The organism is Streptomyces sp. NPDC101234, assembly GCF_044767525.1.
Lineage (GTDB): Bacteria > Actinomycetota > Actinomycetes > Streptomycetales > Streptomycetaceae > Streptomyces > Streptomyces sasae.
Map to the genome: position 1 here is coordinate 363,833 of NZ_JBIWOA010000003.1, position 14,654 is coordinate 378,486.

The following is a 14,654-nucleotide window of genomic DNA, read 5'->3' on the forward strand; positions in this document are numbered from 1 at the left end:
GAGTCCCGGAGCCGGATCCCGGCCCCGGGGCTCTCGGGCGTTCTGAAACGCCTTCTTCATCAGCGTCTCTCCCACAGGTGAGGGAAGTTCCGTGCAGTTCCGCCAACAGGCCCTCGCCAAGCTCCAGTCACCGGAGGAGCTCGATCTCCCGGTGCGTTTCGCCCGCCCGCAGGGCTGGCTCGCGCTGTCCGTCTCGGTCGTCGTGATGGCGGCGGCCTCGGTGTGGGCGGTGACCGGTTCGGTCGCCTCCACGGTGAGCGCGCAGGCCATCCTCACCCACGGGCAGGGCAGCTACATCCTGCAGAGCCCGGTCGCCGGCCAGGTCACGGCCGTCCTCGCCGAGCAGGGCGAACGGCTCCCGGCGAACTCCCCCGTCCTGAAGGTCCGTACCCCCCAGGGCGACTCGATCGTGCGCACGGTCGCCGCCGGGCGGATCAGCGCGCTGGCCGCCACCATCGGACAGATCATCCAGACCGGCGCGAACGTCGCCGCCGTGGAGAAGATCGCGCACGCCTCGGACCCGCTGTACGCGACGGTCTACGTCCCCGCCGAGAACGCCTCCTCCATACCGGCGGACGCCCAGGTCGACCTGACCGTGTCGTCGGTGTCGACCCAGGAGTACGGCGTGCTGCGCGGCCAGGTGAAGTCGGTGGACCGCTCCGCCCAGTCGGCCCAGTCGATCGCCGCGTTCCTCGGGGACAGCCAGCTGGGCGAGCAGTTCAGCAAGAAGGGCCGCCCGGTGGCCGTACTGGTCCGGCTGGACACGTCGAACAGGACGAAGAGCGGCTACAAGTGGTCCTCGGCCGACGGGCCGCCGTTCCGGCTCGACTCCATGACCCTGGCCTCGGGTTCGATCCGGCTGGCCGACCAGCGTCCCGTCGATTGGCTGCTCCCGTGACCACCGCCCAGGAGACCCGCGGCCGCCGGCGCGCCGCCCCGCCCAAGCGTCCGGTGCCCAAGGGCCGCGGCGGCACGGTCCGCACGCCCACCGTGCTCCAGATGGAGGCGGTCGAGTGCGGCGCCGCCTCCCTCTCGATGATCCTCGGCCACTACGGCCGTCATGTCCCGCTGGAGGAGCTGCGGATCGCCTGCGGTGTCTCCCGCGACGGCTCACGCGCCAGCAACCTCCTGAAAGCGGCCCGCAGTTACGGCCTCACGGCCAAGGGCATGCAGATGGACCTGGCCGCCCTCGCCGACGTCCAAGCCCCGGCCATCCTGTTCTGGGAGTTCAACCACTACGTCGTCTACGACGGCATGGGCCGCCGCTTCGGCCGCCGGGGCGTCTACATCAACGACCCCGCCAAGGGCCGCCGGTTCGTGCCCATGGAGGAGTTCGACGGCAGCTTCACGGGTGTGGTGCTGGTCCTGGAACCGGGCGACGGTTTCGAGAAGGGCGGGCGCCGTCCCGGCGTCCTCGGCGCGATGCCGGCCCGGCTGCGGGGCACCGCCGGCACCATGCCCGCGGCCGTCCTGGCCAGCCTGCTGCTGGTGGTCGTGGGCGCGGCACTGCCCGCGCTGAGCCGGCAGTACATCGACCTGTTCCTGATCGGCGGCCAGACCTCGCTGCTCGCCGTGCTCTTCGCCGCCATGGGCACCTGTGTCCTGCTCACGCTGGTGCTGACCTGGTTGCAGCAGGCGAACCTGCTGCACGGCCGGATCGTCTCCTCCACCCTCTCCAGCGCCCGCTTCCTGCGCCATCTGCTGCGGCTGCCGGTGACCTTCTTCTCCCAGCGCAGCCCCGCCGACCTGGTCCAGCGGCTCCAGTCCAACGACCAGGTCGCCGAGACCCTCGCCCGCGACCTCGCCGCGGCAGGCGTGGACGCGGTGGTCGTCGTCCTCTACGCCGTACTCCTCTATACCTACGACACACAGCTCACCTTCCTCGGCATCGGCGTGGCGCTGCTGAACATCGTGGCGATGCGGTTCGTCGTACGGCTGCGCGCGACCCGGACCGCCAAGCTGCGCGCGGACACCGCCCGGCTCACCAACACCTCCTACACCGGCCTTCAGCTGATCGAGACGATGAAGGCGACCGGCGGCGAGGACGGCTACTTCCGCAAGTGGGCCGGGCAGCACGCGGCCACCCTGGAGGAACAGCAGCGCCTCGGTGTGCCGAGCGCCTGGCTGGGCGTGGTGGCCCCGACCCTCGCGACCCTCAACAGCGCGCTGATCCTGTGGATCGGCGGTATGCGGGCGGTCGAGGGCGGCATCTCGGTCGGTCTCCTGGTCGCCTTCCAGTCGCTGGTCACCCGTTTCACCGCGCCGCTGACCCGGCTCAACGGTGTCGCGGGCCGTATCCAGGACTTCGCGGCCGACGTGGCCCGCCTCAAGGACGTGGAGAACTTCCAGGCGGACCCGATCTACGCCCGCCCCGGCGCCGGTGACTCGACCCGGCGTCTGCAGGGCCATGTCGAGCTGGAGAACATCACCTTCGGCTACAGCCCGCTCGACAAGCCCCTGCTCACCGGCTTCAACCTGACCGTCGGACCGGGCCGGCAGGTGGCCCTGGTGGGCGGCTCGGGCAGCGGCAAGTCCACGGTCTCCCGGCTGATCTCGGGTCTCTACTCCCCCTGGGAGGGGGTGATCCGCATCGACGGCCAGCGTCTGGAGGACATCCCGCGCGGCGCGCTCGCGGCCTCCGTCTCCTTCGTCGACCAGGACGTCTTCCTCTTCGAGGGCTCGGTGCGCGACAACGTGGCGCTGTGGGACCCGTCGATCCCGGACGAGGCCGTGGTGGAGGCGCTGCGGGACGCGGCCCTGTACGACGTGGTGACGCGCCGGCCCGGCGGTATCCACAGCAGGGTCGAGCAGGATGGCCGCAACTTCTCCGGCGGCCAGCGGCAACGCCTGGAGATCGCACGGGCGTTGGTGCGCCGTCCCAGCATCCTGGTGCTCGACGAGGTGACCAGCGCGCTGGACGCCGAGACCGAGCTGACCGTGATGGACAACCTGCGCCGGCGCGGCTGTGCCTGCGTGGTGATCGCGCACCGGCTGAGCACGGTCCGCGACAGCGACGAGATCGTCGTGCTCCAGCACGGGACGATCGTGGAGCGCGGGCGGCACGACGAGTTGGTGGCACACGGCGGGGCGTACGCCGCGCTGGTCAGGGAGCGATGAGATGACGACCGTAGACGGAGGCGACCTCGTTCTCGGCGCGCTCGGCTCGCTGGGTGCCCGGATCGACTGCACCGGCTTCAACCGGCTGGACCTCGAAGGTCCGCAGGTGCTGTGGCTGGTGGCGTCCGGTGCTCTGGACCTGTTCGCGGTGGACGCCGAACAGCAGGGCCACTGGCACCACTTGGGGCGGCTGGAGGCCGGCTCGCTGCTGCTCGGTCCGGTCGCCGGGCCCCAGCACACGCTGGTGGCACGCCCGTTGCGCGACTGTGTGGTCCACCGCATCGGCCTGCGCGAGCTGTACCAGCCCGCCGGCACCCAGACCTGGTCCTACGACGAGTACGGCAACCCCCAGTACGTACCGCCGACGACGAGCCCCCTGGAGTACGCCCTCGCCCTCGGTGTCGGCCGTGGCCTGTCCATCCTCTTCCAGGCGCCGATGACCGCCAGCGAGCGGGCCGCGGCCCCGACCGACGACGACGTCTTCTGGATGCAGGTGCCGCCGGGCAGTGTCCAGTACGGCTCGCTGTACGGCGCGGAGGCGGCCGCGGACCTGCTGATGGACCCGGCCGTGTGGCAGAGCATGGTGGACCAGGAGTACCGGCTGCTCACCACGCTGGACCGCTGGATCGAGCAGCTGGAGCGCACCCACGAGACCCGGACCGCGGCCGGTATCAAGGCCGGTGAGGCCGTCCGCGCCCAGGCCGACCGCACCCTTCTGGCCTCCATCGGCAAGGGGTCCAAGCGCACCACGGCCGCCGACGCCGACGCCTCCTACGCGGCCTGCAAACTGGTCGCCCAGGCAGCGGGCATCACCCTCGCCGAGCCCGCGCAGAGCGGCACCGAGAGCGACCGCATCGACCCGGTCGAACGGGTGGCGCTGGCCTCGCGGGTTCGTATTAGGGCGGTACGGCTCGACGGCAGCTGGTGGCGGGACAACGTCGGCCCACTGGTCGGCCACCGGGCCCTGTCCGGGGCGCCGGTCGCACTGCTGTGGCGGCGCGGCGGCTATGTGGCCGTCCATCCGGCGACCGGCCGGGAGACACCGATCGAGAAGGCGAACGCGGAGGAGTTCGAGCCGCGCGCGGTGATGTTCTACCGCCCGCTGCCCGACAAGGCGTTGACTCCGCTGGGTCTGCTCCGGTTCAGTCTGCAGGGCACGCGTGGCGACCTGGGCAGTCTGCTCCTCGCCGGTCTGGTGACCGTGGCGATCGGCTCGCTGGTGCCGATCGCCACCGGCAAGGTGCTGGGCGACTACGTGCCGAAGGCCCAGACGAACCTGATCGTGCAGGTCTGTCTCGCGGTGATGATCAGCGCGGTGGTGTCGGCCGCGTTCACGCTCCTGGAGAACCTGACCATCCTCCGTCTGGAGGGCCGTATCGAGGCGACGCTCCAACCCGCCGTCTGGGACCGGCTGTTGCGGCTGCCCACGAAGTTCTTCACGCAGCGTTCGACGGGTGAGCTGGCGAGCGCGGCGATGGGCATCAGCGCGATCCGCCGGCTGCTGGCGGGCGTCGGCCCGGTGGTCGCCCAGTCGGTGACGGTCGGCGCGATGAACCTGGGCCTGCTGTTCTGGTTCAGCGTCCCGATGGCGCTGGCCGCGATGGGCATGCTCGTGGTCATCGCCGCGCTGTTCCTGGGGCTCGGCCTGTGGCAGGTGCGCTGGCAGCGCAAGTTGGTGGTGCTCGGCAACAAGCTGAACAACCAGGCCTTCCAGACCCTGCGGGGTCTGCCGAAACTGCGGGTGGCGGCGGCCGAGAACTACGCGTACGCGGCCTGGGCGGGCGAGTTCGCGCGCAGCCGGGAGCTCCAGCAGAAGGTCGGCCGGATCAAGAACCTCACCACGGTCCTCGGCTCGGTCTACCTCCCGGTCTGCACCCTGCTGATGTTCATGCTGCTGGCCGGCCCGGCGAGGGGCGCCATGGACGCGGCGTCCTTCCTCACCTTCAACACGTCGGTGACGATGCTGCTCACCGCGGTCACGTCGTTGACCGGTTCCTTCGTGTCGGCGGTGGCCGCGCTGCCGCTGTTCGAGGAGATCAAGCCGGTCCTGGAGGCCGCCCCCGAGGTACGCACCGCCAGCACCCGCCCGGGGCCGCTGTCCGGCGCGGTCGAGGCCCGCCGGCTGTCCTTCCGCTACGCGGACGACGGCCCCCTGGTCCTCGACGATGTCTCCTTCGACATCCGTCCGGGCGAGTTCGTGGCGGTCGTCGGCCCCAGCGGCTGTGGCAAGTCGACGCTGCTGCGGCTGCTGATCGGCTTCGACAAGCCGGTGTCGGGGAGCGTCCTGTACGACGGTCAGGACCTGGGCGCGCTCGACCAGTCCGCCGTACGCCGTCAGTGCGGTGTGGTGCTCCAGCACGCGCAGCCGTTCACCGGCTCCATCCTGGACGTCATCTGCGGCACCGAGCCGTACACCCCCGAAGAGGCGATGGCGGCGGCCGAGATGGCAGGCCTCGCCGAGGACATCAAGCGGATGCCGATGGGGCTGCACACGATCGTCGCCGGGAGCGGCGCGATCTCGGGCGGTCAGCGGCAGCGGCTGATGATCGCCCAGGCGCTGATCCGGCGGCCGCGGATCCTGTTCTTCGACGAGGCGACGAGCGCGCTGGACAACGACAGCCAGCGCACGGTCATCGAGAGCACACGCAAGCTGAACGCCACCCGGATCGTGATCGCTCACCGCCTGTCGACGGTCATGGACGCCGACCGTGTCATCGTGATGGAGGACGGCAAGGTAGCCCAGCAGGGCCCGCCGGCCCGGTTGCTCGCCGACACCGGCGGCCGGCTGCACGAGCTGGTGCGGCGGCAGCTGGCGTGATCGCTCAGGTGTCGAGGCCGGGAACGGGGGCGCCGGAGGGCAGGCCGGCGTCGAGGTAGCCCTGGTAGTACTCCTTCCAGGGCGCGTTGACCCCGGCGTGCGGCCCTTCGAAGCGTTCGCCGTGGGCCTTGGCGTCGAGGGCGGTGAGGCAGACCTCCCAGCCGGCGCTGTTGCGGGCGGCGGTGTTCTCCTCGCCCAGGACGTGGGTGAGGGTGAAGCGGGTGCGGTCCTCGCCGTCCGGTGCGAGCTCGAAGCGGAGCTCGTCGCCGCCCCAGTCGAAGGTCAGGTGGCGGGGCGGGTCGACGGCGAGCACGGTGCCGTACGACTCGGGCATGTTCGGGTCGCCGGTGAACTTGACGGCGCCGCCGGGGCGCAGATCGATCTCGGCGCGGGAGGGGAACCACCCGGCGAGTTCGTCGGGGTCGGTGACGAAGTGCCAGACGCGGTCGATCGGGTGGCCGTAGAGGCGGCTGAAGCGGACGGCCGGGCGGCCGTCGTCGAGGGTGACGTAGGTGCCGGTGAGTTCGGCGGGCATGGGGATCAGTCCTTGGGCTTCGAAGGGGGTTCTTCCGGGTCGTACGTCGTCTCGTCGAGGCGGTGCCCCAGGGCGTCCAGGCTGCGGTTCCACAGTCGGCGGTAGGGGGCCAGCCAGGCGTCCAGCTCGGCGATCGGGGCGGGGTCGAGGGCGTAGACACGGCGCTGGGCGTCCTGCCGCACCCGGACCAGGCCGGCCTCTCGCAGCACCTTGAGGTGCTTGGAGGTACTGGGCTGACTGAGGCCGCATGCGTCCACGATCTCGCCGACGGGCCGGGGGCGCGTCAGGAGCAGGCCGACTATGGCTCTTCGGTGAGGGTCGGCGAGGGCGGTCCAGAGGGTGTCTTCGGACATGGTTTCAATATGCGCGACTGGTTATATTCCTGTCAAGGAATACGCAGAGCTCACGGCGGCCGCACCCCCCTCCCCAGCGAAACGTTGCCGTTTCGCTGAACGTGGTCTAGGCTCGACGTGTACGAAACCGTTTCGTTCGCGGCCTTGCAGGGCCGTCGTTCGAGGCGGCTTCTTCGGTACATCCCGAACGGCTTCCCTGGAATGGTTCGCCAATGTCTGAGAAGACCCTGACCGACGACGTCCACGTCGGTTCCGTGGAGGCGCCGCCTGCCGCCTCCTCATCGAAACGGTGGTGGATCCTCGCGGTCGTCGCCGTCGCCCAGCTCATGGTGGTGCTCGACGCGACCATCGTGAACATCGCCCTGCCGTCCGCCCAGGCCGACCTCGGATTCTCCGACGGCAACCGGCAGTGGATCGTCACCGGCTACGCGCTCGCCTTCGCGTCCCTGCTGCTGCTCGGCGGCCGGATCGCCGACCTGTTCGGCCGCAAGACGGCCTTCCTCGTGGGAGTCGTCGGCTTCGCCGCCGTCTCGGCACTGGGCGGTGCCGCGAACGGCTTCGGCATGCTGGTCACCGCGCGCGCCCTGCAGGGTGCCTTCGGCGCACTGCTCGCACCGGCCGCGCTCTCCCTCCTCAACACCACGTTCACCGACGCCCGTGAGCGGGCCAGGGCGTTCAGTGTCTACGGCGCCATCGCGGGTGCCGGCGGTGCGTTCGGCCTGCTGCTGGGTGGCGTCCTGACCGACGCGTTCGACTGGCGCTACACGCTGTACGTGAACGTCGCGATCGCCGTCGTCGCCTTCGTGGGCGGCATGATGCTGCTGACCAACCACCGTGACGCCGCCAACTCCAAGCTGGACGTGCCGGGCACGGTGCTGGTCGCCGCCGGTCTGTTCTCGCTGGTCTACGGCTTCTCCAACGCCGAGACGCACGACTGGGGTTCGCCGCTGACCTGGGGCTTCCTGATCGCCGGTGTGCTCTTCCTGGCGGCCTTCACCTGGTGGCAGACCAAGTCCGCGCACCCGCTGCTGCCGCTGGGCATCCTGCTCGACCGCAACCGGGGCGCCTCGTTCCTCGCCGTGCTGATCTCCGCCGGCGGCATGTTCGGTGTGTTCCTCTTCCTCACCTACTACCTCCAGCTGAACCTCGGCTTCAGCCCGACCAAGACCGGTGTGGCGTTCCTTCCGATGATCGGCGCCCTGATGGTGACGGCACAGGTGGGCACGCAGGTCCTGGTGCCGCGGATAGGACCGAAGGCGGTCGTGCCGCTGGGCTTCGCGGTCTCCGCGGCCGGCATGGCCTGGCTGGCCGGGATCGGTGTCGGCTCCAGCTATGTCAGCGCGGTGCTCCCGCAGCTCATCGTCACCGGCCTCGGCCTCGGCCTGGTCATGCCGGCGGCCATGCAGCTCGCCACCGGCGGGGTGACGGCGGACGAGGCGGGTGTCGCCTCCGCGACGGTCAACGCCATGCAGCAGGTCGGCGGTTCGATCGGTACGGCGCTGCTCAACACGCTGGCCGCGAGCGCGGCGTCCGACTACCTGGCCGGCAAGGACGCGACCAGCAAGCTGGTGCAGGCGCAGGCGACGATCGAGAGCTACACCACGGCGTTCTGGTGGTCGGCCGGCATGTTCGTGGCGGGCGCGGTGATCGCCTTCCTGCTCTTCCGGCGAGGAGTGCCGGAGCAGGACGCCGATGCGGCGCCGGTTGTGCACATGTAGTTCCCAAGGAGCCGCAGGGACCCAGGGGCCGCCGTCAGCAGGGAGACGGTGGCCCCTCGCCGTTGCCATGGCTCGCCGTTGCCGACTGCGGGTTCACTGTGGCTGGTCGCGCAGTTCCCCGCGCCCCTAAAGGGGCGCCAGGTCAAGCCTCTTTAAAGAAATTCACACGGTCGAGTGAACCTGATCTTGCGCTGCTCCTGTCAGGGATGGGGCGCGCTCCCAGTGGGTAACAACCGGGCCCGTATGCGCCCCATGCCAGGTGGAGCCAAGATGACGCCGGAAGCCGTTGACCGTGGGCCGCCCGCCGCCAACTCCTGTGCGCGTACTCGGCGGTGCGGGTCGTACCTCGTCGTCGAGGTCTTCGGCGAGGTGGACATCGCCACCGAGGAGTTGCTCGCCGAGCATCTGCTCGCCGCCACCGCCGGGCCCGAGCCCGATGTGCTCGTCGATCTGCGGCGGCTGGACTTTCTCGACTGCTCGGGGTTACGGGTGCTGTGCAGGGCCGAGGCGCGCGCCAAGGAGCGGGGCGGGCGGCTGCGGCTGGTGTGCGAAGGGCCCCGGATTCCACGACTCCTCAGGGCCTCGGGGCTGTTGGGACGCTTTCCGCCGCTCCCCGGGTTTCCCCGGGACGGGAGCACCGGGGAGCGGCGGTGATGCCAGGGGTCGGCGGGCGGCCCCACTCCGCCCGTCCGACCCCCGCAGCGAGATCGCTGGTTCCCCGCGCCATGGGCCGCACTCCCCAGTTGCGGACCTGTCCGGCAGTCACGAGGACCGTGCGATCCCGGGTCTCAGAACGCGAAGACGCTCGCGCCGTAGGTGTCCCTCATACAGGCGTTGCCGAAGGTGCGCTCGTAGGAGACGCGCTTGCCCTGCCAGACACCCTCGACCGTGACCACGACGGGGTCGTAGAGCTTGGTGCACCACACGTCGGTTCTGGGCGTGAGGGCATCGAAGTCGCCGCCGGCGCCGCGTAGTTCGGCGCAGGCCTGGGCGGCGGCCGGGTGGGTGCCGGAGGCGGTCGGGGCGCAGGTGAGGGTCACGGCGCGTTCGGGCGTGGCGGTGGCCGCCTCGCTGCCGTGGCCGGTGGTGAGCACCAGGGCCGAGGGGGCGTAGAGCGAGCTCGGGGCGGCGACGGCGGCCCCGGTCAGGGGTCCGCAGACGGCGGCGGCCGTGAGGCCGAGGGTCGCTGCCCAGCGCGCGGTGGTTCGCATTGTGTGCATCCTTCCGCTTGATTCGACGGGTGCCGCCCTCGGCCCGGTGGGTGCCGGGGCGGCGGGCGCCACTCTGCCGAGTCCGCCGCCGAAACACACATCGAACCCATCGAATTCAGTAACCTTGCGTATTGAATCAGTGGCGTGAAGTCACGGAAATCGAACGCGTCGACCGCTCAACGGAGCGGTTCTTGATCGCCCGAAGCGGCCAGATGGCCTGATCCCATCGCCTCGTTAATCGTCCTGAAACATTCCGCTTCCGCTGTCGGCGGACATCGCGGCAAGCCCTTGCCTTTGTGCTGCAACGGAGTAATCGTCATTACATGATTACTCAAGAGCAACGAGACAAGCTGCGCGGCTGGTTCGCCGGCCGGCTTCCCGACGACCTCTTCGAGGAACTGGTCGAGGTGACGGTCGACCGCGAGGAGGTCACCGTCGTCGGACGCATCCCCGGACCCAAGCTCGCGGAGGGCGTCTCGGACGCCGAGCGTGAGGCGGCGGTGCAGGGGCGGATCCAGGAGTTCCGGGAGCGCACCCGGGAGACCCGGATCGGGGTGGCGCGGGAGGCCGAGCACCAGTTCCGGCGCAAGGTGTCCTGGGGTGTGGAGTGCGCGGGGCAGCGGGCGCTGTTCACGCATGTGGCGGCGCCGGTGATGACCCGGCTGCGCCAGCCCGAGCGCCAGGTGCTGGACACGCTGATCGCCGGAGGTGTGGCGCGCAGCCGCAGCGAGGCACTGGCCTGGTGCGTGCGGCTGGTCCAGAAGCACACCGACGACTGGCTGACCGAACTGCGTGAATCGCTGGAGCACGTCGAGAAGGTCCGGGCGCAGGGGCCGGACGCCGAGGAGGACTGAGACCGGCCGTCCGACCATGGGCGAATCATCCACTCCGGCTGCGAAAGTGGGATGAATAGTCTCCTCGTCGCGGACTTGACCCGGGCTTTAGCGTCGGCGGAACCCTGTCAGGACGGCCCATGGACCGCCGCACACCCCGCGGCGCGCCACGGCCGTCCGCCCGCCGTCGCGCCGACCCCGCGCTCCACCGCCGTCCTCCGCTGGAGCCCCCGTTGTCCTCGCAGCCCTCCCCCACCGCCGCGCCGTCCCTCACCGAAGTCGAGGTCCACGGTGTCGAGCGGATCCCCGACGCGGACCGCACCGCGACCCCGCTCGACCTGTTCCGGCTCGCCTTCGGCGGTGCCAACACCTTCTCGACCTGCGTCCTCGGCGCGTTCCCGATCCTGTTCGGCCTGTCCTTCTGGCAGGGCCTGGCCGCCACCCTGCTCGGGGTGGTCGCGGGCGCGCTGATCCTGTGCCCGATGGCGGTGTTCGGCCCGGTCAACGGCACCAACAACGCCGTCGCCTCCTCCGCGCACCTCGGCGTGCACGGCAGGGTGGTCGGCTCGTTCCTGTCCCTTCTGACGGCCGTCGCGTTCTTCTCGATCTCGGTGTGGAGTTCGGGCGACGCCCTGGTCGGCGGCGCGCACCGGCTGTTCGGCCTGGAGCGGAGCACGCTGTCGTACGTCGTCGCGTACGCGCTGTTCGCGTGTCTGGTCCTCGCGGTGTGTGTGTACGGCTTCCGGTTCATGCTGTTCGTCAACAAGGTCGCGGTGGCCTCGGCGAGCGTGCTGTTCGTGCTCGGCGCGTTCGCGTTCGCCGGGGACTTCGACCCGTCGTACGCCGGGGTGTTCACGGCCTCGGCGGACGCGGCGACCAAGTCGATGTTCTGGCCGTCCTTCATCGGCGCGACGCTGATCGTGCTCTCCAACCCGGTGTCGTTCGGCGCGTTCCTCGGCGACTGGTCGCGCTACATCCCGGCCGACGCGCCGCGCCGCCGGGTGGTCGGCGCCGCGTTCCTCTCCCAGATCGCGACGCTGCTGCCGTTCGTCTTCGGCCTCGCCACCGCGAGCATCATCGCCGCGAAGGCACCGAAGTACGTCGACCCGTCGGCCCCGGACTTCGTCGGCGGACTGCTGGCCATCTCCCCCGGCTGGTTCTTCCTGCCCGTCTGTCTGCTCGCCCTGATCGGCGGCATGTCGACCGGCACGACCTCGCTCTACGGCACCGGCCTGGACTTCTCCTCGGTGTTCCCGCGCCTGTCGCGGGTGCAGGCGACCTTCCTGGTCGGCGTGTTGTCCATCGCGTTCATCTTCATCGGCCGGTTCGGCCTGGACCTGGTGCAGTCGATCTCGACGTTCGCCACGATGATCATCACCTGCACCACCCCGTGGATGGTCGTGATGATGCTGGGCTTCTGGACCCGGCGCGGCTGGTACGACCCGGACGCCCTGCAGGTCTTCAACCGCCGTCAGCGCGGCGGCCGTTACTGGTTCACGCACGGCTGGAACTGGCGCGGTATGACGGCCTGGTGGGTCTCGGCGGTGATCGGTGTGCTGTTCACCGATATCCCCGGCCAGTTCGTCGGCCCGCTGGGCGGCCTGGCGGGCGGCGTCGACATCAGCCTGCCGCTGTCCCTCGCGGTGGCCGCGGTGCTGTTCCTGACACTGCTGTGGGTCTTCCCGGAGCCGCGTGCGGTCTACGGCCCCGAGGGTCCCCGGCTGGCCCGGACCGTCGAGGTCCCGGTGCCGCCGATCACCGGCCCGGGCGCCGAACCGGACACCTCCCGGCCTGCGGCGACCGCCGCGAGCTGACTCGAAGGCCGGTGTACGGCCCCTTACATACCGCCGAGTATGGTCGCCACGACGCGTACTCGACGGTGAGAGGCGGGACGTACGGATGGCAAAGCACTGGGCGGACTTCCAGTACGAGATCTATCTCAACGGGATGACGGGGGCGGTGCCGCGGCTGCCCACCGATCTGACCCGGCTGGAGGAGCTGACCGAACGGCGGCTGGGGCCCGGTCCGGTCGGCTATGTGGCGGGCGGCGCCGGTGACGGCAGCACCATGCGCGCCAACCGGGCCGCCCTGGAGCGGCGCCGCATTGTGCCGCGCATGCTGCGGGACGTCGGCGAGCGGGACCTGGCGGTGGAGGTGCTGGGCCGTGCGCTGCCGGCCCCGCTGGCGCTGGCGCCCGTCGGTGTGCTGTCGATCATGCATCCGGACGCCGAGTCGGCGGCCGCCCGGGCCGCCGCCGCTCAGGGCGTGCCGTTCATCCTGTCCTCGGCGTCCAGCACACCGATGGAGCAGGTGGCGGAGGCCATGGGCGACGCCGAGCGGTGGTTCCAGCTGTACTGGGGCAGGGACCGCGAGGTGACGAAGAGCTTCCTCGGACGAGCGAGCGCGGCCGGGTTCTCGGTGCTGGTCGTCACGCTCGACACGCCGTTGCTGTCCTGGCGCCCGCGCGACCTCGACCAGGCGTATCTGCCGTTCCTCAATGGGGTGGGCACCGCCAACTACTTCACCGACCCGGCGTTCCGGGCGGGGCTCGCCAAGCCGGTGCACGAGGACCCGAACGCCGCCGTGCTGCACTTCCTCGGCCTGTTCGGGAACCCGAGCCACACCTGGCCGGACCTCGCCTTCCTGCGGGAGCACTGGGACGGGCCGATCGTCCTCAAGGGTGTGCTCCATCCCGACGACGCACGGCTCGCCGCCGACGCCGGGATGGACGGGGTCGTGGTGTCCAACCACGGCGGCCGTCAGGTGGCCGGTTCGGTGGCCGCGTTCGACGCGCTGCCACGGGTCGCCGAGGCGGTGGGCGACCGGCTGACCGTGCTCTTCGACAGCGGGGTGCGCACCGGCGACGACGTGTTCAAGGCGCTCGCCCTGGGCGCGCGGACGGTCCTGCTGGGACGGCCGTACGTCTACGGCCTCGGCCTGGACGGGCAGGCCGGTGTGGACCACGTGATCCGCTCGCTCCTCGCCGAGTTCGACCTCACCCTCGCCCTGTCCGGGCACTCCACTCCCGCCGCGATCACCGCGGCCGACCTCGTCGAGGAGTCCGTGTGACCGCCCCGAAGAACGTCCTCGCCGTCATCCCGCCGCACGTCGGCGGTCGCACGGCCGGCGCCGGGATGGCGTCCCTCTTCCCCGCCGACGCCCAGGTCACCGTCGTGGAGTCGGCCGGCGAGGATCCGGCCGCGCTGCGCGCGGCCCAGGTCGTGATCACCGCGCTCGCCCCGGTGAGCGCCGAACACCTCGCCGCCGCGCCGGAGTTGGAGCTGGTGCAGTGCGCGAGCCACGGTTTCGACTATGTGGACACCGGCGCGGCGCGCGCGAAGGGGGTGTCCGTGTGCACGATCGGCTCCAGCGGCGCCGAGGCGCAGAACGTGGCCGAGCAGACCTTCGCGCTGATGCTGGCCCTCGCCAAGCAGCTGGTCCCCGCGCACCAGGCGCTGGCCGAGGGCGACTGGGCGCTCCCCCGGCTGCAGCGCTCGCTCACGGAGCTGTCCGGCAAGACGCTGGGCATCGTGGGGCTGGGCCAGATCGGACAGCAGGTCGCACGGCGTGCCGCGGCGTTCGACATGACGGTCCTGTACACGCAGCGGCGCCGGGCGTCGGAGGAGACCGAGGCGCGGTACGGCGACGCGCGGTACGTGCCACTGGAGGAGCTGCTGCCCGCCGCGGACTATGTGACCTTGCACTGTCCGCTCACCGACGAGACCCGGCATCTGCTGGACGCCGGCCGCCTCGCCCTCCTGAAGCCGACGGCGTTCGTGGTCAACACGGCCCGGGGTGCGCTCATCGACCAGGAGGCCCTGGCCGACACGCTGGAGAAGGGCACCCTGGCGGGGGCGGGCCTCGACGTCTTCGACCCCGAACCGCCCACCCCGGCCCTGCGGTTGCTGCGCGCCCCCAACGTGGTGCTGTCGCCGCACGTGGGGGGCGTCACCCGGGAGACGCTGATCCGGATCGCGCTGGCCGCCGTGCAGAACGTGCTGGACTTCCTGGCGGGCGGCGCACCCCGGGACGTCGTGAACTAGAGGCCGTCCGTCCCCGGGGCGTGTCC

General features: G+C 70.8%; 12 protein-coding genes. 9 read left to right on the plus strand and 3 right to left on the minus strand.

Annotated elements, in window-relative coordinates; translation table 11 throughout:
- Positions 1 to 91 precede the first annotated feature (91 nt).
- The 3 genes from ACIRR9_RS08105 to ACIRR9_RS08115 are packed head-to-tail and all read left to right on the plus strand — an operon-like array spanning position 92 to position 5,935.
- Positions 92 to 898, plus strand: a complete 807-nt coding sequence (locus ACIRR9_RS08105; RefSeq protein ID WP_365350112.1) for an HlyD family efflux transporter periplasmic adaptor subunit — start codon at positions 92 to 94, stop codon at positions 896 to 898.
- On the plus strand, positions 895 to 3,117 hold the full coding sequence (locus ACIRR9_RS08110) for an NHLP family bacteriocin export ABC transporter peptidase/permease/ATPase subunit (RefSeq protein WP_403748823.1): 2,223 nt from the start codon (positions 895 to 897) through the stop codon (positions 3,115 to 3,117). The genes ACIRR9_RS08105 and ACIRR9_RS08110 overlap by 4 nt, the downstream gene beginning before the upstream one ends.
- 1 nt (position 3,118) lies before the next feature.
- Positions 3,119 to 5,935 carry an NHLP bacteriocin export ABC transporter permease/ATPase subunit gene (locus ACIRR9_RS08115; RefSeq protein WP_403748825.1) on the plus strand — a complete coding sequence of 939 codons (2,817 nt, stop codon included), beginning with the start codon at positions 3,119 to 3,121 and terminating at the stop codon, positions 5,933 to 5,935.
- A gap of 4 nt (positions 5,936 to 5,939) precedes the next feature.
- Here the strand turns inward: ACIRR9_RS08115 and ACIRR9_RS08120 are convergent, their stop codons facing one another.
- Both ACIRR9_RS08120 and ACIRR9_RS08125 read right to left on the minus strand, forming a co-directional pair.
- Complete coding sequence (locus tag ACIRR9_RS08120; protein ID WP_403748828.1) at positions 5,940 to 6,470, minus strand: SRPBCC family protein; 531 nt, start codon at positions 6,468 to 6,470, stop codon at positions 5,940 to 5,942.
- 5 nt (positions 6,471 to 6,475) lie between these two features.
- Positions 6,476 to 6,823 carry an ArsR/SmtB family transcription factor gene (locus ACIRR9_RS08125; protein ID WP_403748831.1) on the minus strand — a complete coding sequence of 116 codons (348 nt, stop codon included), beginning with the start codon at positions 6,821 to 6,823 and terminating at the stop codon, positions 6,476 to 6,478.
- 212 nt (positions 6,824 to 7,035) lie between these two features.
- On the opposite strand from ACIRR9_RS08125, the gene ACIRR9_RS08130 reads away from it, so the two are divergent.
- Positions 7,036 to 8,541 (plus strand): MFS transporter, encoded by a 1,506-nt coding sequence (locus ACIRR9_RS08130; protein WP_403748833.1) that lies wholly within the window; start codon positions 7,036 to 7,038, stop codon positions 8,539 to 8,541.
- Positions 8,542 to 8,811: 270 nt separating this feature from the next.
- The gene (locus tag ACIRR9_RS08135) at positions 8,812 to 9,195 is read left to right on the plus strand and encodes an STAS domain-containing protein (protein WP_403748835.1); all 384 of its coding nucleotides are present in this window, start codon (positions 8,812 to 8,814) and stop codon (positions 9,193 to 9,195) included.
- Between the two features lie 134 nt (positions 9,196 to 9,329).
- Here the strand turns inward: ACIRR9_RS08135 and ACIRR9_RS08140 are convergent, their stop codons facing one another.
- The gene (locus tag ACIRR9_RS08140) at positions 9,330 to 9,752 is read right to left on the minus strand and encodes a subtilase-type protease inhibitor (protein WP_384573758.1); all 423 of its coding nucleotides are present in this window, start codon (positions 9,750 to 9,752) and stop codon (positions 9,330 to 9,332) included.
- A gap of 323 nt (positions 9,753 to 10,075) precedes the next feature.
- Between ACIRR9_RS08140 and ACIRR9_RS08145 the strand changes: the two genes are divergently transcribed.
- From ACIRR9_RS08145 to ACIRR9_RS08160, 4 genes are all read left to right on the plus strand, one after another.
- Positions 10,076 to 10,606 carry a hypothetical protein gene (locus tag ACIRR9_RS08145; RefSeq protein ID WP_403259656.1) on the plus strand — a complete coding sequence of 177 codons (531 nt, stop codon included), beginning with the start codon at positions 10,076 to 10,078 and terminating at the stop codon, positions 10,604 to 10,606.
- 212 nt (positions 10,607 to 10,818) lie between these two features.
- Positions 10,819 to 12,399 (plus strand): purine-cytosine permease family protein, encoded by a 1,581-nt coding sequence (locus tag ACIRR9_RS08150; protein WP_403749022.1) that lies wholly within the window; start codon positions 10,819 to 10,821, stop codon positions 12,397 to 12,399.
- A gap of 85 nt (positions 12,400 to 12,484) precedes the next feature.
- Positions 12,485 to 13,654, plus strand: coding sequence for a lactate 2-monooxygenase (locus ACIRR9_RS08155; protein WP_403748837.1), 1,170 nt, complete (start codon positions 12,485 to 12,487; stop codon positions 13,652 to 13,654).
- Positions 13,651 to 14,628 carry a 2-hydroxyacid dehydrogenase gene (locus tag ACIRR9_RS08160; protein WP_403748840.1) on the plus strand — a complete coding sequence of 326 codons (978 nt, stop codon included), beginning with the start codon at positions 13,651 to 13,653 and terminating at the stop codon, positions 14,626 to 14,628. The genes ACIRR9_RS08155 and ACIRR9_RS08160 overlap by 4 nt, the downstream gene beginning before the upstream one ends.
- Positions 14,629 to 14,654 lie beyond the last annotated feature (26 nt).